13 protein-coding genes, 4 tRNA genes and 3 rRNA genes are annotated in these 22925 nt (G+C 27.7%); 13 read left to right on the top strand and 7 right to left on the bottom strand.

The features are described from left to right. The first annotated feature begins 32 nt into the window (after positions 1-32). From TGUWTKB_RS01840 to TGUWTKB_RS01805, 8 genes are all read left to right on the top strand, one after another. Positions 33-1590: ribosomal RNA gene (locus TGUWTKB_RS01840) — 16S ribosomal RNA — on the top strand. 57 nt (positions 1591-1647) lie between these two features. After that, positions 1648-1721, top strand: a tRNA-Ile gene (locus TGUWTKB_RS01835). Positions 1722-1725: 4 nt separating this feature from the next. After that, positions 1726-1801 (top strand) — tRNA-Ala (locus tag TGUWTKB_RS01830). 107 nt (positions 1802-1908) lie between these two features. Next, positions 1909-4821, top strand: a 23S ribosomal RNA gene (locus tag TGUWTKB_RS01825). Positions 4822-4912: 91 nt separating this feature from the next. Then, positions 4913-5028: ribosomal RNA gene (rrf, locus tag TGUWTKB_RS01820) — 5S ribosomal RNA — on the top strand. The 16S, 23S and 5S rRNA genes sit together here with 4 tRNA genes alongside, the layout of an rRNA operon. Before the next feature lie 77 nt (positions 5029-5105). Beyond that, positions 5106-5182, top strand: a tRNA-Asp gene (locus TGUWTKB_RS01815). Between the two features lie 9 nt (positions 5183-5191). Then, positions 5192-5265: transfer RNA gene (locus TGUWTKB_RS01810), tRNA-Trp, on the top strand. Between the two features lie 67 nt (positions 5266-5332). Then, positions 5333-6217: a homoserine O-succinyltransferase gene (locus tag TGUWTKB_RS01805; RefSeq protein WP_041063010.1), complete on the top strand. Its 885-nt coding sequence runs from the start codon at positions 5333-5335 to the stop codon at positions 6215-6217. A 12-nt stretch (positions 6218-6229) separates the two neighbouring features. Here TGUWTKB_RS01805 and plsB read toward each other — a convergent pair whose 3' ends face one another. Beyond that, on the bottom strand, positions 6230-8650 hold the full coding sequence (gene plsB / locus TGUWTKB_RS01800) for a glycerol-3-phosphate 1-O-acyltransferase PlsB (protein WP_041063008.1): 2421 nt from the start codon (positions 8648-8650) through the stop codon (positions 6230-6232). A gap of 376 nt (positions 8651-9026) precedes the next feature. Between plsB and dnaB the strand changes: the two genes are divergently transcribed. The 4 genes from dnaB to cspE all read left to right on the top strand — a co-directional run bounded on the left by dnaB (position 9027) and on the right by cspE (position 12109). Then, on the top strand, positions 9027-10379 hold the full coding sequence (gene dnaB / locus TGUWTKB_RS01795) for a replicative DNA helicase (RefSeq protein WP_052459585.1): 1353 nt from the start codon (positions 9027-9029) through the stop codon (positions 10377-10379). Between the two features lie 110 nt (positions 10380-10489). Continuing rightward, complete coding sequence (locus TGUWTKB_RS01790; RefSeq protein WP_041063002.1) at positions 10490-11113, top strand: YitT family protein; 624 nt, start codon at positions 10490-10492, stop codon at positions 11111-11113. Between the two features lie 127 nt (positions 11114-11240). Continuing rightward, a complete protein-coding gene (ssb, locus tag TGUWTKB_RS01785) occupies positions 11241-11750 on the top strand; it encodes a single-stranded DNA-binding protein (RefSeq protein WP_041062999.1) in 510 nt (169 codons plus the stop codon). Positions 11751-11899: 149 nt separating this feature from the next. Further along, positions 11900-12109: a transcription antiterminator/RNA stability regulator CspE gene (gene cspE, locus TGUWTKB_RS01780; RefSeq protein ID WP_041062996.1), complete on the top strand. Its 210-nt coding sequence runs from the start codon at positions 11900-11902 to the stop codon at positions 12107-12109. 51 nt (positions 12110-12160) lie between these two features. Here cspE and tsaB read toward each other — a convergent pair whose 3' ends face one another. The 4 genes from tsaB to TGUWTKB_RS01760 all read right to left on the bottom strand — a co-directional run bounded on the left by tsaB (position 12161) and on the right by TGUWTKB_RS01760 (position 17938). Next, the gene (gene tsaB / locus TGUWTKB_RS01775; RefSeq protein WP_041062993.1) at positions 12161-12847 is read right to left on the bottom strand and encodes a tRNA (adenosine(37)-N6)-threonylcarbamoyltransferase complex dimerization subunit type 1 TsaB; all 687 of its coding nucleotides are present in this window, start codon (positions 12845-12847) and stop codon (positions 12161-12163) included. 82 nt (positions 12848-12929) lie between these two features. Beyond that, positions 12930-14102, bottom strand: a complete 1173-nt coding sequence (sucB, locus tag TGUWTKB_RS01770; protein WP_041062990.1) for a dihydrolipoyllysine-residue succinyltransferase — start codon at positions 14100-14102, stop codon at positions 12930-12932. Positions 14103-14119: 17 nt separating this feature from the next. Next, positions 14120-16873 carry a 2-oxoglutarate dehydrogenase E1 component gene (locus TGUWTKB_RS01765; RefSeq protein WP_041062987.1) on the bottom strand — a complete coding sequence of 918 codons (2754 nt, stop codon included), beginning with the start codon at positions 16871-16873 and terminating at the stop codon, positions 14120-14122. 315 nt (positions 16874-17188) lie between these two features. Then, entirely contained in the window at positions 17189-17938 is a 750-nt protein-coding gene (locus tag TGUWTKB_RS01760) for a Nif3-like dinuclear metal center hexameric protein (RefSeq protein WP_041062985.1), read from the bottom strand. 1738 nt (positions 17939-19676) lie between these two features. On the opposite strand from TGUWTKB_RS01760, the gene fldA reads away from it, so the two are divergent. Next, a complete protein-coding gene (gene fldA, locus TGUWTKB_RS01755) occupies positions 19677-20195 on the top strand; it encodes a flavodoxin FldA (RefSeq protein ID WP_041062982.1) in 519 nt (172 codons plus the stop codon). Positions 20196-20224: 29 nt separating this feature from the next. Here fldA and glnS read toward each other — a convergent pair whose 3' ends face one another. Continuing rightward, on the bottom strand, positions 20225-21871 hold the full coding sequence (glnS, locus tag TGUWTKB_RS01750) for a glutamine--tRNA ligase (RefSeq protein ID WP_041062979.1): 1647 nt from the start codon (positions 21869-21871) through the stop codon (positions 20225-20227). Positions 21872-21973: 102 nt separating this feature from the next. Next, positions 21974-22870 carry a methylenetetrahydrofolate reductase gene (metF, locus tag TGUWTKB_RS01745; RefSeq protein ID WP_041062976.1) on the bottom strand — a complete coding sequence of 299 codons (897 nt, stop codon included), beginning with the start codon at positions 22868-22870 and terminating at the stop codon, positions 21974-21976. Between the last annotated feature and the right edge of the window lie 55 nt (positions 22871-22925).

Below are 22925 nucleotides of genomic sequence, written 5' to 3'. Positions count from 1 at the left end.
TTAAAAACATGAATTAAAAGAAAAGTCAATAAAAATTGAAGGGTTTGATCATGGCTCAGATTAAACGCTAACGGTAAGCTTAACACATGCAAGTCGAACGGCAACGAAAAGAAGCTTGCTTCTTTGTCGGCGAGTGGCGAACGGGTGAGTACAATCTGGGGATCTACTTAATAAAGGGGGATAACCATTAGAAATGATGGCTAATACCGCATAATGTCGTTTAGACCAAAGTAGGGGATTATTATTTTAACAAATAATAACCTTATGTTATTAAATGAACCCAGACGAGATTAGCTAGTAGGTGGGGTAAAGGCTCACCTAGGCGACGATCTCTAGCTGGTCTGAGAGGATGATCAGCCACACTGGAACTGAGACACGGTCCAGACTCCTACGGGAGGCAGCAGTGGGGAATCTTGCACAATGGGCGCAAGCCTGATGCAGCTATACCGTGTGTATGAAGAAGGCCCTCGGGTTGTAAAGTACTTTCAGCACGAAAGAAAAATATCAAATATAATACGTTTGATACATGACGTTACGTGCAAAAGAAGCACCGGCTAACTCTGTGCCAGCAGCCGCGGTAATACGGAGGGTGCGAGCGTTAATCGGAATTACTGGGCGTAAAGAGCACGTAGGCGGTTTATTAAGTCAGATGTGAAATCCCTGAGCTTAACTTAGGAATGGCATTTGAAACTGATAAACTAGAGTCTCATAGAGGGGGGTAGAATTCCAGGTGTAGCGGTGAAATGCGTAGATATCTGGAGGAATACCAGTGGCGAAGGCGACCCCCTGGATGAATACTGACGCTCAGGTGCGAAAGCATGGGGAGCAAACAGGATTAGATACCCTGGTAGTCCATGCTGTAAACGATGTCGACTTGAAAATTGTGGGCATGACCTGTAGTTTTCGAAGCTAACGCATTAAGTCGACCGCCTGGGGAGTACGGCCGCAAGGTTAAAACTCAAATGAATTGACGGGGGCCCGCACAAGCGGTGGAGCATGTGGTTTAATTCGATGCAACGCGAAGAACCTTACCTGGTCTTGACATCCACGGAATTTTATAGAGATATAGAAGTGCCTTCGGGAACCGTGAGACAGGTGCTGCATGGCTGTCGTCAGCTCGTGTTGTGAAATGTTGGGTTAAGTCCCGCAACGAGCGCAACCCTTATCCTTTTTTGCCATCGGTTCGGCCGGGAACTTAAAGGAAACTGCCGGTGATAAACCGGAGGAAGGTAAGGATGACGTCAAGTCATCATGGCCCTTATGACCAGGGCTACACACGTGCTACAATGGCGTATACAAAAAGTAGCAATCTCGTAAGAGCTAGCAAATCTTATAAAATACGTCTTAGTCCGGATTGGAGTCTGCAACTCGACTCCATGAAGTCGGAATCGCTAGTAATCGTGGATCAGAACGCCACGGTGAATACGTTCCCGGGCCTTGTACACACCGCCCGTCACACCATGGAAGTGGATTGCAAAAGAAGCAAGTTACTTAACCTTCGGGATGGTGCTTACCACTTTGTGATTCATGACTGGGGTGAAGTCGTAACAAGGTAACTGTAGGGGAACCTGCGGTTGGATTACCTCCTTAACTTTGTTAAAAGGTATTCCTGAAAAGTGCTCACAACAAATTATTTAGTAAATGTTCAGGCTTGTAGCTCAGTTGGTTAGAGCACACCCCTGATAAGGGTGAGGTCGGTGGTTCAAGTCCACTCAAGCCTAATTTGGGGCTATAGCTCAGCAGGTAGAGCACCTGCCTTGCACGCAGGAAGTCGGCGGTTCGATTCCGCCTGGCTCCACCACAATGATCTTTAACATTTTTGGCAAATCAAAATATTCAACAAAAAACGCTGTATAGATAAATGTTGAATAGCATACAACATATTAAAAAGAAATTTTTGAGTTGTAAGATTAAGCAATTAAGCGTATACGGGGGATGCCTTGGCAATCAGAGGCGATGAAGGACGTGCTTATCTACGAAAAGAATCGGTAAGGCGATAAGATCCGTTAATAACCGGTAGTGTCCGAATGGGGAAACCCGATGTAGTAACATACATCATCATTATACGAATATATAATATAATGAAGCAAACCAGGAGAACTGAAACATCTAAGTATCCTGAGGAAAAGAAATCAATTGAGATTCCCTTAGTAGTGGCGAGCGAAAGGGGAAAAGCCCAGAGTTTTATCAAATTATTTTGTTAGTAGAAGTGTTTGGAAAATCACACGATACAGAGTGATAGTCTCGTATATAAAAACATATAATTTGTGTACTCAATGAGTAAAACGGGACACGTGATATCCTGTTTGAATACGGGGGGACCATCCTCCAAGGCTAAATACTCCTGATTGACCGATAGTGAACTAGTACCGTGAGGGAAAGGTGAAAAGAACCCCTAAAGGGGAGTGAAAAGATACTGAAACCGTATACGTACAAGCAGTAGGAGCATTTTTTTTATAATGTGACTGCGTACCTTTTGTATAATGGGTCAGCGAGTTATATTCTATAGCAAGGTTAACTGTATAAGGGAGCCGTAGGGAAACCGAGTCTTAACTGGGCGTTAAGTTGTAGGATGTAGACCCGAAACCCGGTGATCTAACCATGAGCAGGTTGAAGGTTAGGTAATACTAACTGGAGGACCGAACCAACTAATGTTGAAAAATTAGTGGATGACTTGTGGTTAGGGGTGAAAGGCCAATCAAACCGGGAGATAGCTGGTTCTCCTCGAAAGCTATTTAGGTAGCGCCTCGTAAACTCATCTTTGGGGGTAGAGCACTGTTTTGGCTAGGGGGCTACTCCAGCCTACCAATCCAATGCAAACTCCGAATACCAAAGAATGTTATTACGGGAGACACACAGCGGGTGCTAACGTCCGTTGTGGAAAGGGAAACAACCCAGACCGCCAGCTAAGGTCCCTAAGTCATAATTAAGTGGGAAACGATGTGGGAAGGCTTAAACAGCCAGGATGTTGGCTTAGAAGCAGCCATCATTTAAAGAAAGCGTAATAGCTCACTGGTCGAGTCAGCCTGCGCGGAAGATGTAACGGGGCTAAATTATGTACCGAAGCTGCGGCAACAAATAATTTTGTTGGGTAGAGGAGCGTTCTGTAAGCTGAAGAAGGTAAGTTGTGAAATTTACTGGAAGTATCAGAAGTGCGAATGCTGACATGAGTAACGATAAAATGGGTGAGAAACCCATTCGCCGAAAGACTAAGGTTTCCTTTTCGATGTTAATCAGAAAAGGGTAAGTCGAATCCTAAGGTGAGGCTGAAAAGCGTAATCGATGGAAAAACAGGTTAATATTCCTGTACTTTATATTATTGCGATGAAAGGACGGAGAAGGCTAGATTAGCCGAGTGTTGGAAATCTCGGTTTAAACATGTAGGTTAATTTTTCAGGAAAATCCGAAAAATAAAAACTGAGGTGTGATGACGAAATTCTTAGGAATTGAAGTAATTAATGCCATGCTTCCAAGAAAATCTTCTAAGCTTCAGATAATATAGAACCGTACTACAAACCGACACAGGTAGTTAGGTAGAGAATACTAAGGCGCTTGAGAGAACTCGGGTGAAGGAACTAGGCAAAATGGTGCCGTAACTTCGGGAGAAGGCACGCTAGAAGTAAGTAAAAAGACATGCTCTTTAAGCTGAAACTAGCCGAAGATAATAGCTAGCTGCAACTGTTTATTAAAAACACAGCACTGTGCAAACACGAAAGTGGACGTATACGGTGTGACGCCTGCCCGGTGCCGGAAGGTTAATTGATGGGGTTATCTTTTTTTTTTCTAAAAGAAAAGCTCTTGATCGAAGCCCCGGTAAACGGCGGCCGTAACTATAACGGTCCTAAGGTAGCGAAATTCCTTGTCGGGTAAGTTCCGACCTGCACGAATGGCGTAATGATGGCTAGGCTGTCTCCACCCGAGACTCAGTGAAATTGAAATGGCTGTGAAGATGCAGTGTACCCGCGGCAAGACGGAAAGACCCCGTGAACCTTTACTATAGCTTGATATTGAAGATTGAACATCGATGTGTAGGATAGGTGGGAGGCTATGAAGTATAAACGCTAGTTTATATGGAGCCGTCCTTGAAATACCACCCTTTAATGTTGAATATTCTAATGTTACTCCGTCATCCGGAGTGCAGACAGTGTCTGGTGGGTAGTTTGACTGGGGCGGTCTCCTCCTAAAGAGTAACGGAGGAGCACAAAGGTCAGCTAATTACGGTCGGAAATCGTAAGTTTAGTGCAAAGGCATAAGCTGGCTTAACTGCGAGCGTGACAACGCAAGCAGATGCGAAAGCAGGTCTTAGTGATCCGGTGGTTCCGAATGGAAGGGCCATCGCTCAACGGATAAAAGGTACTCCGGGGATAACAGGCTAATACCGCCCAAGAGTTCATATCGACGGCGGTGTTTGGCACCTCGATGTCGGCTCATCACATCCTGGGGCTGAAGTAGGTCCCAAGGGTATGGCTGTTCGCCATTTAAAGTGGTACGCGAGCTGGGTTTAGAACGTCGTGAGACAGTTCGGTCCCTATCTGCCGTGGGCGTAGGAGAATTGAAGGGGGTTGCTTCTAGTACGAGAGGACCGAAGTGAACGTACCGCTGGTGTTCGGGTTGTCATGCCAATGGCATTGCCCGGTAGCTAAGTACGGAAAAGATAAGAGCTGAAAGCATCTAAGCACGAAACTTGCCCTAAGATGAGTTCTCCCTGACTCTAAGAGAGTCCTGAAGGGACGTTGAAGACAACGACGTTGATAGGCTAGGTGTGTAAGCGTAGCGATACGTTGAGCTAACTAGTACTAATGACCCGTGAGGCTTAATCTTACAACATCAAAAATTTTTTATGTTATTTTGATTTGCAGAAATGTTGTTCGCTTACTATAAATGATATAGATAAGAATCTATTTATGTTTTACTTGGTAAAAATAGCGTAGTGGTACCACCTGATCCCATTTCGAATTCAGAAGTGAAACACTATGGCGCCGATGGTAGTGTGGGGTCTCCCCATGTGAGAGTAGGAATTTGCCAAGTAAAACTAATTCTTGTTTTTTATTGATTTTATGGTTTAAAACAATACTTTATTCCTGTATAATTTAGCAGTTTTAAAAGGTGCGGTAGTTCAGCTGGTTAGAATACCGGCCTGTCACGCCGGGGGTCGCGGGTTCGAAACCCGTCCGCACCGCCATTAAGTAATAGGGGTATAGTTCAATTTGGTAGAGCATCGGTCTCCAAAACCGAAAGTTGAGGGTTCGAGTCCCCCTGCCCCTGTTTTTTTATAGTTAAAAATTTAAACAGATTTAGTAAAAACTATAATTTTTAAGGTAAATAAAAAAATATGTCAGTAAGAGTGCTAAAAAATTTACCAGCTATAAATTTTTTAAAAAAAGAAAATATTTTGATAAAAACTATTTGTGACAAAAATATAAAAAAATTTTCTGTAATAAAAATATTAATTTTAAACCTAATGCCAAAAAAAATAGAAACTGAAAATCAGTTTATTCGTTTGTTATCTAATTTTCCTTTAGATATAAATGTAAGATTTTTATATATTGGAAATAGAACGTCAAAATATACATCAATAGAACATTTTCATAATTTTTATGATAAATTTGAAGACATTAAAAGTTATTTTTTTGATGGATTAATTATTACAGGTGCTCCCTTTGGTTTATTAGACTTTAGTGAAGTTAGTTATTGGAAAGAAATAAAACTTTTTTTTAAATGGATAAAAAAGCATATAAAATCAACATTGTTGTTTTGTTGGTCAGCACAAGCTGCATTGAAAATTTTATATAATATACCTAAGAAGATTAGAAAAAAAAAATTATTTGGTATCTATAAACATGTAATAATTCACCATAATCATTTATTAACTAAAGGGTTTGATGAATATTTTTTCGTACCTCATTCTCGTTATGCTGATTTTTCAAAATCACATATTATTAAAAATAAGAAACTGAAAATTATTGCAGAAGTAGAAAATAAAGAAATATATTTAATGACTAGTCAAGATGATCGTTTTATTTTTGTAACTGGTCATCCTGAGTATGACTCTTTAACATTGTTTAATGAATATCGTCGTGATATTGAAAATAAAATACCTTCTGAAATTCCATGTAATTATTTTCCCCAAGATAACCCTAAACTTTCTCCTTACATTACATGGCGCAGTCATGGTCAATTATTATTAAATAATTGGTTACAATATTATGTAATTTAGTTTGAGTATATACTAAAAATAACTTTTTATAGATTTCTGTACGTTTTTATTTATTAACTTTTTTAGAATAAAAAACATGTTTTTCATTTTTAATAAATCAATAATTTCATAATTATTATTAATATATTTTTCTTCACGTAATGTCGTCATTAAAGTTGAAAATGTTGTTTTATCAAAAACTTTTTTTACAAGAGTAAAATTATGATATAAAAAAAACACGTTTTGAGCTATTAAAAAAAATTTTTTTTCTATTTCATAACGTTTTCTTAAAGAACTATTTAGAAAAATATAAAAAACAATGAAATAGAAGTCTAATATATCTGAAATATTTTTTGAAAGAATGTTTGCTGTATGATAATGCAAAATGTTAATTTTTATTTTTTTATTTTTATTTAAAAAAACTTTTTTTTTAAAAAATTTATTATTTAATTCTTTTAATAATTGAGGAATTTCATTTATATTCCAATGTAAGAATAACTGATTCTTTAAAAAAGGATACATTAAACATATCTGATAAATTAGTTTTGTTTCATCTACTTCAAAATTTTTTTTAATAATTAAAGCAAGTAATGATGGAATTGCTAATATATGATATATATTATTTTTGTAATATAACATTGATTTTTTTTGTTTTTCAGATAAAAAAATTGTTTCTTCTTGTTGATTAATATTTTTTTTTATGGTTATTTTATTTCTTGATAAAAAATAAAATAACAATTTTTCTCCTGAATAATATTTATTAATAATTTTTTGATTAATGTTATTAGGTGAGATTGTACAAAAAATATATATATAAAAATTTAATTGATTAATAATAATTGTTTTATTTAATTCATTTTTGTTAGCAGTTAATAATATTGTTGCACAAAAATTTACTGGATTAATGATACATGCTTGATTTATACGTATTGCTAAGACTTTTGCAATATATTGAGTAATAGATGTTAGTGAGATAGGTTCTTGTTGATTTAAAAGTTTATTGTGCCAATTAGGAAAATGTTTATTTAAATACGTTATTAACAGTAATGGTTTTCCAAAATTTATATAAACGTTTCCTAAATTACGTAATTGAAAAAAACTATGAACAGTTTTTTTTAATCCTTCTTTCTCTTTTTTGTTTCCTTTTAGTTCATTTAGATAAGATTCTGTTTCTAAAATATCTTCATATCCAATATATATTGGTACTAAAGCTATAGAATTATTATTACTTGATAAAATAGCTTGTATAGTCATGTTTAACATACCGGTTTTAGGATTTAAAAAAAACCCGGTTCGCGAACGTTTTCCTTCTATAAAATACTGAATGGAGTGACCTTTTTTTAATAAAATATTTAAATATTCCTTTACAATCGAAAAATATAATTTATTGCTATTAAATGTGCGACGTATAAAAAATGCACCTAATTTGCGAAAAATAGTTCCTGCAGGCCAAAAATTTAGATTAATTCCTGCAGCAATATATGGGATAGAAAGTCCTTCATGATATATTACATAAGAAAGCAATAAATAATCCATATGACTACGATGACATGGAATATAAATAATATTATATCTATTGTGCGCTAATTTTCTTAATTGATTAGAATTGTAAATATAAATTTTTTTATATACTTTTGTAAAAAAAAAGTTTAATAAAATATCTATCAGACAAATAAAAGTATAAGAAACATTAGCAGAAATTTCCTGAACAATTTTTTTTATTTTTTTTATATTTACTTTGTTTTTATTACATTCATTAATATTTTTAATTGCTTTTTTAACTTTTTTAGAGGACAATATTTTTTTTAATATTTGTGATTTTTTAACTGGAGTAGGTCCTATTAAAGCAATTTTTTGACGAATAAAAAATATATTTGCTAACTTTTGCAGTTTTTCATACATCATTTTATTTTTTGAGTAACGGCAAAAAATATCACTTAATAAAATACCAGACGAATAATAAACAAAAGTGTTTCTTCCATTTTTAATAACATTTATTAAATTTTTTATTATATTGAAAGTATTTTTCAATTTAGATGTATGATTTAAAAAATTTTTTATATTTGGGTTGCGTCCAAAATTTATTAAAACAGGTACAATTTGTATATTAATCTTTGGATAAATTTTTTGCAATTTTAAAAAATCTTGTACAATATTATTTATTTTTTTTATTTTATTTTTGAAACATTTATAGTAAATTTTTTTTTTATACAAAAAAAAATAACGTGGAAAAATTTTATTATTAATTAATAAAGGATCTAAAGGATCCGGTAATTTATTTTTTATGCATGTAGCACGCAAAATTAACAATTTAAATTTTGATTGAGATGGTAAAATATAAACTGTTGGTAAGGAATTATTTACTTTAAAAGTAGACGGAACAATTTTACTACGTATAAATAAAAAAGCTAAAAATTTTAAAAATTTAAAAACATATTTATATCTAAGTGACATAAAATTTTTCCACGTTATTTTAAATAAAGATAATTATTAAATTTTAATTATACAACTAAGTTCTTTTTTTTATTAAAAATATTAGTTATTTTAAAATTAAAATATTATATAGTAAAATAAAATATTTTTTTATTTTTATCATTTATATCAGTAATAAATTATTTAAAACGTTTTGTATATATTATTGATTAATTGATATCATCAATTAATGTACATTATTTTCTCAAAAAAGATTAACTCTAATTTATTTTATTAAGTAAAATTAGATATTATATAATCTAGTTATTAACAATTAATATTTAACAAATTTGTTTTTATGTTAAAAAAAAAACATTCTAGTGACTTAACAAAAAATAATTTTTTTTTAAAAAAAAATATGAATCAACTTCCTTATTCTTTAGAAGCAGAACAATCTATTTTAGGTGGGCTAATGCTCAACAATGAAAAATGGGATGTTGTGATTGAACATATAGTAGAAAAAGATTTTTTTAGTTTTCAACATCAATTTATTTTTTCTGAAATGCAAAAACTTTTAGATCAAAATAAACCCATTGATTTAATTACTATTTCTGAATCATTAGATAAATGTGGAAAATTAGATATAATCGGTGGCTTTTCATATCTTGCAGAATTAGCAAAGAACATACCTAGTGCTGCTAACATAGATACTTATGCTAAAATAGTAAGAGAACGTTCACTTATACGTGAAATGATATCTGTATCTCATAAGATTATAGAATCTGGGTATCATCCGAAAGGAAAATCTGTCGAAGAGTTACTTGATTTTGCGGAATTAAGTATTTTTAATATTGCTGAAAATAGTGCAAAAGGTTTAAGAAAAGAAGGTCCTAAGAATATTCAACAAATTTTAGAAAAGACTGTATCTAAAATAGAATTTTTATTAAAAAATCCTAATAATGGAATTACTGGTATTGATTGTGGTTATCCTGATATAAATAAAAAAACAGGAGGTTTACAGTATTCTGATTTAATTATAGTTGCAGCGCGACCATCAATGGGAAAAACAACTTTTGCTATGAACTTATGTGAAAATATAGCCATGTTATATGATAAACCTGTGTTAATTTTTAGTCTTGAAATGTCTAGCGAACAAATTATGATGCGTATTTTATCATCACTTTCTCGTGTTGAACAAACAAGAATTCGTACTGGACAATTAGATGACGAAGATTGGTCAAGAATTTCTGCAACTATTAATATTTTATTAGAAAAAAAAAATATATATATTGATGATTCTTCTAGCTTAACTCCTATAGAAATTCGTACCAGATCACGAAGAATTTATAGCGAAAATAAAGGATTAAGTATAATCATGGTGGATTATTTACAACTTATGCATGTCCCTTCTTTATCTGAAAATAGAACAAGAGAAATCACTGAAATATCACGAGCTTTAAAAGCTTTAGCAAAAGAATTAAATGTTCCGATTGTAGCGTTATCACAACTTAATCGTTCACTTGAACAAAGATCAAATAAACGTCCTGTAAATTCTGATTTAAGAGAATCTGGGTCTATAGAACAAGATGCGGATTTAATTATGTTTATTTATCGTGATGAAGTTTATCATGAAAATACTGACTTAAAAGGTGTTGCAGAAATTATTATTAGCAAACAAAGAAATGGTCCTGTGGGAAAAATTAATCTTACTTTTAATGGTCAATGGTCACGTTTTGATAATTATGTTTCAATGTCTCAATATATTGATTGATTTTTATTCATAAATATTCAACAAAAATTATAAATATATTAAAGTAATCTATATAACTTTTTTTATATAAATTATATTTTTGCATAAAATATGTTAATGTTGGAAATTTTATGCAAAATCTTGTTAAGAATCATTATCAATTTTCTTATATAGAAGATTTTTTAGCTATTTTTTTAGGCGCGATAATGATTTCCTTAGGAATTACTTTTCTAAAAGAAGTTGGTGCAATTATTGGAAGTATGGCTGGAATTGCTTTTATTTTTAGCAAGTTTAGTTCTTTTTCTTTCAGTAAAATTTTTTTTATTATTAATTTACCTTTCTATATTCTTGCACTACGATTTATGGGAATAGAATTTATATTAAAAACTTTTTTTTCTGTTGGGTTAGTTTCAATTTTTGTTCATTTTCATTTATTTTTTTTTCGTTTTTATATAATAAATCCTTTTTATGCAATTATTTTAGGAAACATATTAATAGCAGTGGGTCTAATTATTTTATTTCGTCATAAATCTAGTTTAGGTGGTATAAATATTTTATCATTATTTTTACAAGAAAAAATAGGATTACGTGCAGGTGCTGTACAGATATTTTTTGATATTTTAGTTTTAATAGGATCATTAAGTGTATTTTCTTTCCGTATTTTATTTATATCATTATTAGGTGCATGCATAATGAATTTAATAATTTTTATTAATTATCAACCAGAAAATAAATCGCATTATATATTAAAATAATTTTAATAAATTCATTCATTTTATGAATGTATCAAGTATTAAAAAAAAGAAAACTAGATTAAAAATAAAAAAATTATATAAAATATAATATTTCTAATATTTAAAATATAAACTTTAGGACAACTAAATGGGTAGAGGTATAAATAAAGTTATTTTAGTGGGTTATTTAGGACAAGATCCTGAATTGCGTTATATGCCAAATGGAAATGCTGTAATTAATTTAAATGTTGCAACATCTGAGAATTGGCGTGATAAACAGACAGGAGAAAATCGTGAAACAACGGAATGGCATCGTGTAGTTATTTTTGGTAAACTTGCAGAAATTGCTGGAGAATATTTAAAAAAAGGATCTCAAGTATATATTGAAGGACAACTACGTACAAGAAAATGGCAAGATCAAAATAATCACGATCGTTATATAACAGAAATTATTATTAATAGTATTAATGGTAGTACTATGCAAATTTTAGGAGGAAATAGACAAAATAATTCTCAAGATAAGTCTCATTTTAGTAATAATGAAAATTGGGATAAGTTATCAAAAAAAGAAAAAAGTTCTGAACAAAACAAAATTAAGGATGAATCGTCTTCTTTAGAAAAAGAATCTATAGATTTTGATGATGATATTCCATTTTAGTATAGAAAAAAAAAAAAATATTGTTTTTTAAGCTTTTTTTCTTAAAAGTTAATAAAAATTATTAATTTTACTAGACAAAACTTAATAAAATTGATTTACTATATGTTGACATATTTTTCAGTGTCTATTTTCATGTAAAGGTAATATAGATGTCCAAAATTAAAGGTAACGTTAAGTGGTTTAATGAATCAAAAGGATTCGGTTTCATTACTCCGGAAGATGGTAGTAAAGATGTTTTTGTACATTTTTCTGCTATCCAAAGCAATGGTTTCAAAACTCTATCCGAAGGACAACGTGTTGAGTTTGAAATTACTGACGGTGCAAAAGGTCCATCTGCTGCTAACGTTATCAGTTTGTAATAACTTAACAGTCAGAATAATAAAAAACCCGCATCTGCGGGTTTTTTATTATTACTTTAATAAATTATTATTTAAATAAACTGGTAATATTTTCTCTAACGTTATAAATTGACCTAATTTAAATTTTCTTTTTGCTATAGTTAAAGAATCAAAAGCATCAGGAAATTTAATATCACTTTGTTGGAAAGTAATATTATTTTTTTTATTTTTTTTAAAAATTTCAATTAATTTTTGCCATGAATTTCCAACTATTACCCATGTCCCTGTTAATGTTTTTAACCAATTTAACAAATCATGTATAGTTATTAATTGTTCTTTTTTATTAAAACTATGTAATTTATTGCTATAGCGATATTGTGATAAATAAAATTGGTTCATTTTTGCATCAATCATTGCTAATATTTTTTTAGCTTTTAAAATTCTTTTAGCTGATTCAGCCATCGTTTCTAATGCAGAAATGCCAATAACTGGAACATTGGATCCTATGCTTAATCCTTGTGCTACTGCTGCACTAATACGAACCCCTGTAAAACTACCAGGCCCTTGGCTAAAAGCTATAGCATCTAATTCTGTCAATTTGAGATTTGATTTTTTTAAAACATAATTGATTAAAGGCAAAATAAATTGATTATGATCGTAATTAGTTATTACTGATCGATAATAAACTTTTGTTTTATTCAAAATAGCTACTGAACAAAGTTCAGTTGAAGTATCAAAAGATAGAATTCTAAAACACATACATAAATATATCATTTAGTTTTAGTTGTAATACAATTATATCTTTTTTTTTATTCATTTACTTTTATAAAATAAATAATACTTAAAAATTCATTAAAAGTTGAATAGGGTCTTCTATCATTTCTTTAATAGTCATTAAAAATCCGATAGATTCTTTTCCATCCACAATTCGATGATCATAAGATAAAGCAATATACATCATAGGTAAAATATGAATTTTTTTTTCTTTTACTACCGGACGATCTTGAATAGCATGCATTGCTAAAATTGCGCTTTGTGGAGGATTAATAATAGGAGTAGACATTAAAGATCCAAAAACGCCTCCGTTAGTAACGGTAAAGTTTCCACTAATTAAATCTTCTATATTTAACTTATCTTCATGTGCTTTATTAATGATCTCTTTTATGCTTTTTTCTAGATCTACTAAATTTAATAAATCTACATTTTTTAAAATAGGAACAACTAAACCATTTTTTGTAGAAATAGCAAAATTAATATCAAAATAATCATAAAAAATTATATCTGATTTATCAATAGATGCATTTATTTTAGGAAAACGTTTTAAAGCAATAACTGAAGCTTTCATAAAAAAAGACATCAATCCTAGCTTTATTTCATATTTTTTTTCAAAAACTTTTCTGTATTTCTCACGAAAATTCAACAGAGGTTCCATATTAACTTCATTAAACGTTGTTAAAATTGCAGCATTTTTTTGAGCACTTAATAAACGTTCTGCTATACGTTTTCTTAAAAACGTCATTGGAATACGCCGTTTCTTTCTATTATTCTCTTTACAAGAAATTTCTTTTTCTAACAAATATTCTCTTATATCAGTTTTTGTTATTCTATTACTTTTATTTTTTTGATTTATTTGATTTATATCTATTTCATTTTTACTAAGCATTCTTCGTACTGAAGGACTATCAACGTTTTTTATTTCTTTTGTTAAAACTTTATTATTTTCTTTTTTTTTAATGTTTTTTAAATTTTTATATTGATTTTTTTCTACAAAATTTTCATTTGTAAGAAATCCTATGATTTCTTTCGCAGTAACATTGTCACCTTCTTTTTTTACAATTTCCTTTAAAAATCCATTACAATCTGCAGATATTTCCAAAATAACTTTATCTGTTTCAAGAGAAACTAAAATATCTTCACTTAATATTTTTTGTCCTACTTTTTTATACCATTTGATAATTTTGGCAACGTTAATAGATTCTGGAAGATCAGGAACTAAAATCTTTTTGAGACTCATTATGTTGTTTTTTCCTTTTAGTAATTGATATTTAACGCTTTTACTAATATTTCTTTCTGTTGAATAGTATGAATTAAAATAGATCCAGTAGCTGGAGAAGCGGATGAATATCGACCTATATAACGCAAAGAACATGACGTTTTTAGAAAAAATTTTTTTAAGATATTTTGAATATAATACCATGCTCCTTGGTTCTTTGGTTCTTCTTGGCACCAAATATAATCGTGAATATGTATATATTTCTTAAATAAATTATTAATTATCTGTAATGGAAAAGGATATAATTGTTCAATTCGAATAATAATAATATTTTTTTTATTTTGTTTTCTACGCTCTTCTAACAGATCATAATATATTTTTCCAGAACAAAAAATTATTCGTTTTACTTGATTAATAGTTAAATTATCTACTTCGTCAATAACCATCTGAAAACTATCTCTTGATAGTTCATGTATTGAAGACACTGATAAAGGATGTCTAAGTAGAGATTTAGGTGATAAAACAATTAACGGTTTATATTTTTTTTCAATAATTTGACGACGTAATAGATGATAAAATTGAGATGGTGTTGATGGAAAACATACAATAATATTATTTTCAGCACAAAGTTGTAGATAACGTTCCAAACGAGAAGAAGAATGTTCTGGGCCTTGTCCATCATAGCCATGTGGTAATAAAATAACTAAATTAGATAGTTTTCCCCATTTTTGTTCTCCAGAGCTAATAAATTGATCAATAACTACTTGAGCCCCATTGGAAAAATCTCCGAACTGTGCTTCCCAAATAGTTAAACTTTTTATCATACTCAATGAATATCCATATTCAAATGCTAATACAGCTTCTTCAGATAAAATAGAGTTCCATATTTGAAATTTTCCTTGTTTTTTTTTAATGTTTTGTAATGGTATATATTTTGTTTCTTGTTTTTGATCATAAATTACTGCATGACGATGAAAAAAAGTTCCTCGACAAGAGTCTTCTCCTGATAAACGTATAGAAATACCACAATCTAATAAAGTAGCATAAGCAAGAGCTTCAGCTGTTCCCCAATCAAACATTCTTTTTTCTTCTACCATTTTATATCTACTTTGATATATTTTAGCAACTAAAGGATGTATTTTTAACGTATGAGGTAAGGAAAAAATAGATTTACCTAGTTTTTTTAAATATTCTTTCGATAAATTTTGTTCAATACCATCTGAAACTTGATTAAATGATTTCTTTAATATTGTTTTTTCAATATTACTTTTTTTTACAATACATGATTCATCTAATAATTTTTTTTTATAATTATTTTTAATTTGATACATTTTATGTTGATCAATTACATTTGTTTGTTTTAAATAATTAAAATAAATTTCACATACCGTAGGATGTTTTTTTATTTTTTCATACATTATCGGTTGAGTAACACTAGGTTCATCTGCTTCGTTATGTCCATATCGACGATAACATACTAAATCTATAAAAACATCACATTTAAAAAACATACGATATTCAATTGCCCATTTAGTTGCTAAAACTACTGCTTCTGGGTTATCTGCATTAACGTGAAAAATAGGTGATTGAAGCATTTTTGCTATATCAGTACAGTATAGTGTAGAACGTGTATCATTTACGTTAGAAGTAAAACCTAATTGATTATTTATTACTATGTGGATAGTACCCCCTACTTTATAACCTTCTATTTGTGACATATTTAAAGTTTCTTGTACTACTCCTTGAGATATTATAGATGCATCTCCATGAATATTAACAGGTAAGACATTAATAACTTTTCCAGTATTCATAAAAAAATCTAAACATGCACGTGCAGAACCTATAACAACGGGATTAACTATTTCTAAATGCGAAGGATTATAAGCAAGATTAACACGTATTTTTTGATCGTATTCTTCAATAGAAGATGTAAAACCCATATGATATTTAACGTCTCCACTACCAAAAAAATTATTTTTCCCCTTGAACTCTTTTATTAAATCTTCTATTTCTTTTCCTAATACATTAACCAAAACATTTAATCTGCCACGATGTGCCATACCTAAAAATATTTTATAAATATTATATTTATGTGAACTTTTAATTATTTCATGTAAAATAAGCATTATTGATTCTCCACCTTCAATTGAGAATCTTTTTGCTCCTGGAAATTTATTATTTAGATATTTTTCTAGTTCTTCTGTTTCAATTAGTTTTTCTAAAAAAAATATTTGTTCTTCAGAAGAAAAAAAATTATTTTTATATGATCCTTCAATTTTTTTTTGGATCCATTCTTTTTGTTCTTCATCAAGAAGATGCATATATTCTATGCCAATATCTTTACAATAAACTTTTTTTAAAATGTTATAAATATCAATAATATTTATTTTTTTTTCTTGATTAGAAAATATATTAATATTAAGTTTTTTTTTTAAATCTTCTTCTGAAAATTGATAAAAAGATAAATCAAGAACATTAATATTTTTCTGTTTTAATAAATTTAATGGATCAATATTAGATATTAGATGTCCAAAAATACGAAAATTGTTAATCATTTTAAAAATTTTTTCTTTTTGTAATAAAATATTATTAGCAGGTAATGAAATATTTTTTTTTTCTTCATAACATTTATTTTTCTTTAAAATATAATTAAGAAAAACGTTCCATTCTCTTTTTACAGAATCTGGATTCTTTAAAAAATTTTGATAAATTTTTTCAACATATGATATATTACAATTAGCAATACTATTATAAAACTTTAAAAAATAATGCATTTTATCTTTATCTGACATTTGCAGTTCCTGTGTGATCATTAAAGTAAAACTTATATTAATAAGAATAGTATAAAAGTTATCATTTTTGACAAATTTAAAAAAAAATGAAATGCAAACTATATAAAATTAACTGTTTTTTATATTTTATATTGTTTTATAATAAAATTTTTCTTTCTAATATTTTAAAAAAAATATAAATTTTCAATATATATTAAATTAAAAAATAAAAAATTTTCATAAAAATATGAAGTATTTTCTTTCTAAAATTAGTGAATATCGCTTACAAATAGTATTAAAGACACATTTAATATTTTTGTAAAAATCTAATATTTTTTAAAAAGGATTAGAAATATTAATAAAAGTAATATCAAGCTTATACTTTCTAGATAACCATTGACCTAGTGCTTTAATCCCGCCTACTTCTGTTGCATGGTGACCTGCTGAAAAAAAATGTAAATTACTTTCACAAACACTATGAAAAGTTTGTTCTGAAACTTCACCAGTTATAAATGCATCGATGTTTCCAAAATTGATTACAGTATCAATAAAATTTTGTCCTTTCCCACAACACCATGCAACTTTTTTTATCAATTTTGAAGCATTTTTACTTTTACAATGTAACGGAATACGCATTAATTTTTCTTTAATTAATTGTAAAAGTTGATTATCATCCATTGCTTTTTTAAAAGTGCCCCAGTTTACAAAAGTGTTAATATTTCCACCTATTTTTATATTAAGTAAATTTGCTAATTGTTTATTGTTCCCTAAATAAGGATGTATATCTAATGGTAGATGCCAACTGTATAAATTAATATTATTTTTTAATAAATCTGTTAGTCTTTTTTTTTTCATTCCTTTGATAATAGGACATTCATTTTTCCAAAAAAAACCATGATGCACTATTATAGCATCAGCATTTAATTCAATGCTTTTGTTAATTAATTCTTGATTAGCAGTAACTCCAGTGATTATTTTTTTAATCGTTTTTCGTCCTTCTATTTGCAGTCCATTAGGAAGATAATCTTTTATACAATCTTTATTAATTTTTTGATTAATAATTTTCTCTAATTGTAAATTATTCATAAATTTTCTCAAAAAAATTATTTCATGTTAAATAATTTTAAAATTTTTATATATGTTATATATGTTATATATGTACAACACAAAAAATTTTATAGTATTATAAATATATTTTTAATATTTTTTTAAAAAATTTTTATGTAAAATATAAATAGGTTATATAGATGTTTTTTTTGAAGTTAAGAGTGAAGGAAAGATAAAAAACGTATAAATGAAAAAATAATATATTTTTATATGATGCAATAGAAAATAATGATAAATTGTAGTTTTTTTTTCGTTTTTTTACTGAAATTTTATAGTATAAATTTCTTTAGTAACGATAGAAGTTTCAAATATTAATATAAAAAAATATTATCTTCATCTATTGATGAATACCATTAAATTTTAAAAAAGAAGAGTTAAAAATTTTTTATCACAAAATTTTAAATTTTTATTATATAAAATGATCAAAAAATTGTTTGAATCCAATTAAATTTTTTTCTAAAATTATGATCTAAATTATAAAATACTTTGGTAGTATTTAATTAGAAAAATTTTTTTCTATAATAATTTTTATATTCTAATTTTTTATAATTGTTAAAAAGATAATTAATAATAATTGTAAGATAATAATTAGATTAAATCACTGATCTAGGTGTTTTAATATCTTCGTAAAAATCACTATTCTAAATATTACTTTAAATTAGTTTAAAAATTTTTTATATTAATATTAATTAAAAAACTATATGTTTAGAAAAATAATCAATGTTTAATAATCCATTATAATATAAATTTATAAAACAAAAACTTTGATTAATATCATTATTTAACAATTTTAAAATGTAATTTATAATATTTAATAATATATTTTCAATCTTTAAGATTAGCATAACCTTTCAGATTAAGACATGTTTTTATCTTTAATTTTTTATACTATCTAGATTAATTATTTTTCATAAATTCTTAATATAAGGTTTAATGAGATGAATTTCTTTAATAAGATTATAAAAAAAAAATTCTCGATAAAGCACAATTTTTTTATTTTCTATAAAAAAATTTGTGCAATGTTCTATATCTTTTTTACAAAAATATTTATTTTTTTATCACGTGATAGATTATATTTTATTTCCATATATTCTGAAATATTATAATGTGATATTAATAATTATACTGTGAATTAATTTTTTGTTACATTCAAAAATAAAATAAGAAATTACTAGAATACGTTAGTATAACGTTTTTTTTGTTGAAAAATAAATGTAATATTGTTAGCAACAAGTGCACTAATTAAAGAAATAATTACAGTGTTTAATATTGTGTATACTTTTTTTTATAATAAAAAAAAATTTTGAGTATTATTTTTTATAGCATCGATATAGATTTTGTAATTAATAAAATATATGTTTTATTGAGATTATTTTTATGAACTACTGTAATGTTTTGATATGTGAATTTTTATTAAATTGTCTAGATTATTAATATATAATTTTAAAATATAATGTTGTGATATTAATCAAATGATGTTCATTAAATTGAAATCTTTAGTTTTTGCTTTCTTATAAAGTAATATTTTTTATATATATATTTTTTATAAAATTTTAGTTATAAACAAATAAAAAACAATAATTTTTCAAAAATCTTTGATCACATATCAAAATTTTTATAAAATATTGTTAAAAATAATAATTAACTAATAAATATGTAGAATAATACAAATTAATACTAATAATATATATTATATAATTAATAAGGATATAGCTTTATGGAAAAAATAGGTATTTTTTTTGGTAGCGATACCGGTAATACAGAACATATTTCAAAAATAATACAAAAAAGAATAGGCAAAGAAATTTCTAAAGTATATGATATTTCACAAAGTACAAAAAAAGATTTAGAAAAATTTAACATTCTTTTATTAGGCATTCCTACTTGGTATTATGGCGAAGCCCAAGGTGATTGGGATGATTTTTTACCAACTTTAAAAAAAGCAAATTTAAAAAAAAAAATAATAGGAATATTTGGTTGCGGTGATCAAGAAGACTATACAGAATATTTTTGTGATGCTATGCGTATTATTTATGATATTTTAGAAAAAAAAGAAGTGACTTTCATTGGAAAGTGGAGTACAAAAGGTTATCATTTCGAATCGTCAAAAGCATTAATAGATAACTATTTTTTAGGATTAGTGATTGATGAAGATCGTCAACCTGAATTAACTGATATCAGAATTAATCAATGGGTAGAACAAATTTTAGAAGAAATCAATAAAATCAATATTTAATTGGTTAATAAAATTCGTATTTAATTTTTTTAAAAACTTTTTTTTAAAGTCACTGTACGATTAAAGATAATATTTTGAGAAAAATTAGTATCCTGATAAAAATAACCTTCACGTTCAAATTGCAAGGCAGTCCCCAATTTTAAATTTTTAAAATGAGGTTCTATGAATCCCTTTTTAATTATCAAAGATTGGGGGTTAATAGATTCTTTAAAATTATCTTCTAAATTTGGATTTTTTGTCATAAAAAGTTTATCATAAATATGAAATATTGCTGGTAATCCATGTTTAATAGATACCCAATGAATTACTCCTTTTATTTTACGTCCATCTTTTGGATGCTTATTTAATGTATCAAAATCGCAACTACAGTAAACACAAATAATTTCTCCTTTTTTATTTTTTTCTATTTTATTTGCACGAATAATATAGGCATTACGTAAACGTACTTCATTATTCAATGTTAAACGTCTATATTGATCGCTTGCTTTTTCCAAAAAATCAGATTTTTCTATCCATAATTCTCGATTAAAAAACACTTTTTTCATACCAAAATTTTTATTTTGAGGATGATTAGGCATAAAAATAATTTCTTCATAATCTTGAGGAAAATTCTCAATTACTATTTTTAATGGATTAATAACAGCCATTAATCTATAAGCTTTTTTGTTTAGTTCGTCTCGAATACAAGATTCTAAAAAAGATAGTTCTATTAAATTTTCTTGTTTTGTCACACCAATTTTTTCACAAAAATTTCGAATAGCTAGAGGAGTATAACCTCTACGTCGAAGCCCAGAAATAGTTAAAATACGTGGATCATCCCAATTATTAACAATTTTTTCTTCTATTAGCTTTATTAATTTTCTTTTAGAAAGTATTGAATATTCAATATTGAGTCGAGAAAATTCATATTGTTTAGGATGAAATTTAAAATTAAGTTTATCTAATATCCACTCATAGAGACGTCGATTATCTTGAAATTCTAATGTACAAATTGAATGTGTAATACCTTCTAAAGCATCTGAAATACATTGTGCAAAATCATACATTGGATAAATACACCATTTTTTTTTAGTTTGATGATGTTCAATGTATTTAATCCTATAAAGTATAGGATCACGCATTACAATAAAATTTGATTTCATATCAATTTTAGCACGAAGACAAGCTTTTTTTTCTAAAAATTCTCCATTTTTCATTTTTTTAAATAATAATAAATTTTCTTCAATCGTTCTATTACGATAAGGACTATCAATGCCAAGACTAGTCCTAGTACCCCTATAAAACCTAATTTCTTCTGGTGATAATTCATCTACATATGCTAAATTTTTTTTAATCAATTGAATTGCGTATAAATAAAATTGATCAAAATAATCAGAAGAATATCGTATTTTTCCATTCCATTGATACCCTAACCATTTAATATCTTTTATAATTGATTTAATAAAATTTACATTTTCTTTTGTAGGATTAGTATCATCAAAACGAAGATAACATTTTCCTTTGTATTCTCTAGCAATTTCAAAATTTAAACATATAGATTTTGCATGTCCAATATGAAGATAACCATTAGGCTCTGGTGGAAAACGAGTACATATATTTATATTTTTTCCTTTCATTAAATCTTTTTGAATGATTTGACGAATAAAATTTCTTTTTTTTTCTTTGAATTTATCCATTTTTATACCAAACATCTCATAAAAATAATTTTATATTTGAAATTTTCAATTATTAATTTTTTATTATTCTACATAAAAAATTAATGTTTAAAAACTAATTTTTCAATAAGATTGAAAATTTATAATACGACAAATAGCATAAGTAATTTCACTACGATTTAGTGTATAAAAATGAAAATTTTTTACACCTTCTTTTGACAAAATTTTTATCATTTCTATTGCAATATTTGCGCTAATAATTTTTTCTATTTTAGGTTCTTTTTCTAATTTTTCAAAACTTGAGTATATCCATTTTGGAATATGTACTTTTGTAAAATTAGCAAACTTACATAATTGTTGAAAATTTAATATAGGTAAAATACCAGGAACAATATCAACATTAATACCAATAGCAGCGCATTCATCTCGAAAACGCAGATAAATATCTGTATCAAAGAAAAATTGAGTAATTGCACGATTAGCTCCGCAATCAATTTTTCTTTTTAAATAAATAAGATCTTGATAAGCATTTTTTGAATTTATATGTGATTCTGGATAAGCTGCAACTGAAATTTCAAAATTACCTACCTCTTTTAACAAAGAAACTAAATCGCAAGCATACATTTTGGAATTTATACTATGTTCATTTTGATCACCACGAAGTGCAACAATATGTCGAATACCTTGATTCCAATAATTATGAGCAATATTTAACAATTCTTCACGGTTAAAATTAATACACGTTAAATGAGGTGCAATGTTATTAATTTTTTTATGATTTTTTAATTTTTTTACTATAGAATGCGTACGATTATTTTTTCCTATTTTATTATTATATGTAATAGAAATAAAATTAGGACTTAATGTATTTAATTTATTAATAGAAATCCAAAACATATCTTCCATTTTTTGATTTACTGGAGGAAAAAATTCAAAAGAAATATTTATAGATTTATTTATTTCTAATAGATATTTATTGAATGATTTCACTTTATTTTTATGAAGTGCAAATGAATTCATTTTTTCGCCTTACAAATTAAGATTTAATTGATAGTACTTTTAATAGAAAAATATT

Source organism: Candidatus Tachikawaea gelatinosa, from assembly GCF_000828815.1.
Taxonomy (GTDB): domain Bacteria; phylum Pseudomonadota; class Gammaproteobacteria; order Enterobacterales; family Enterobacteriaceae; genus Tachikawaea; species Tachikawaea gelatinosa.
This window is presented reverse-complemented; position numbering and strand designations above follow the sequence as displayed.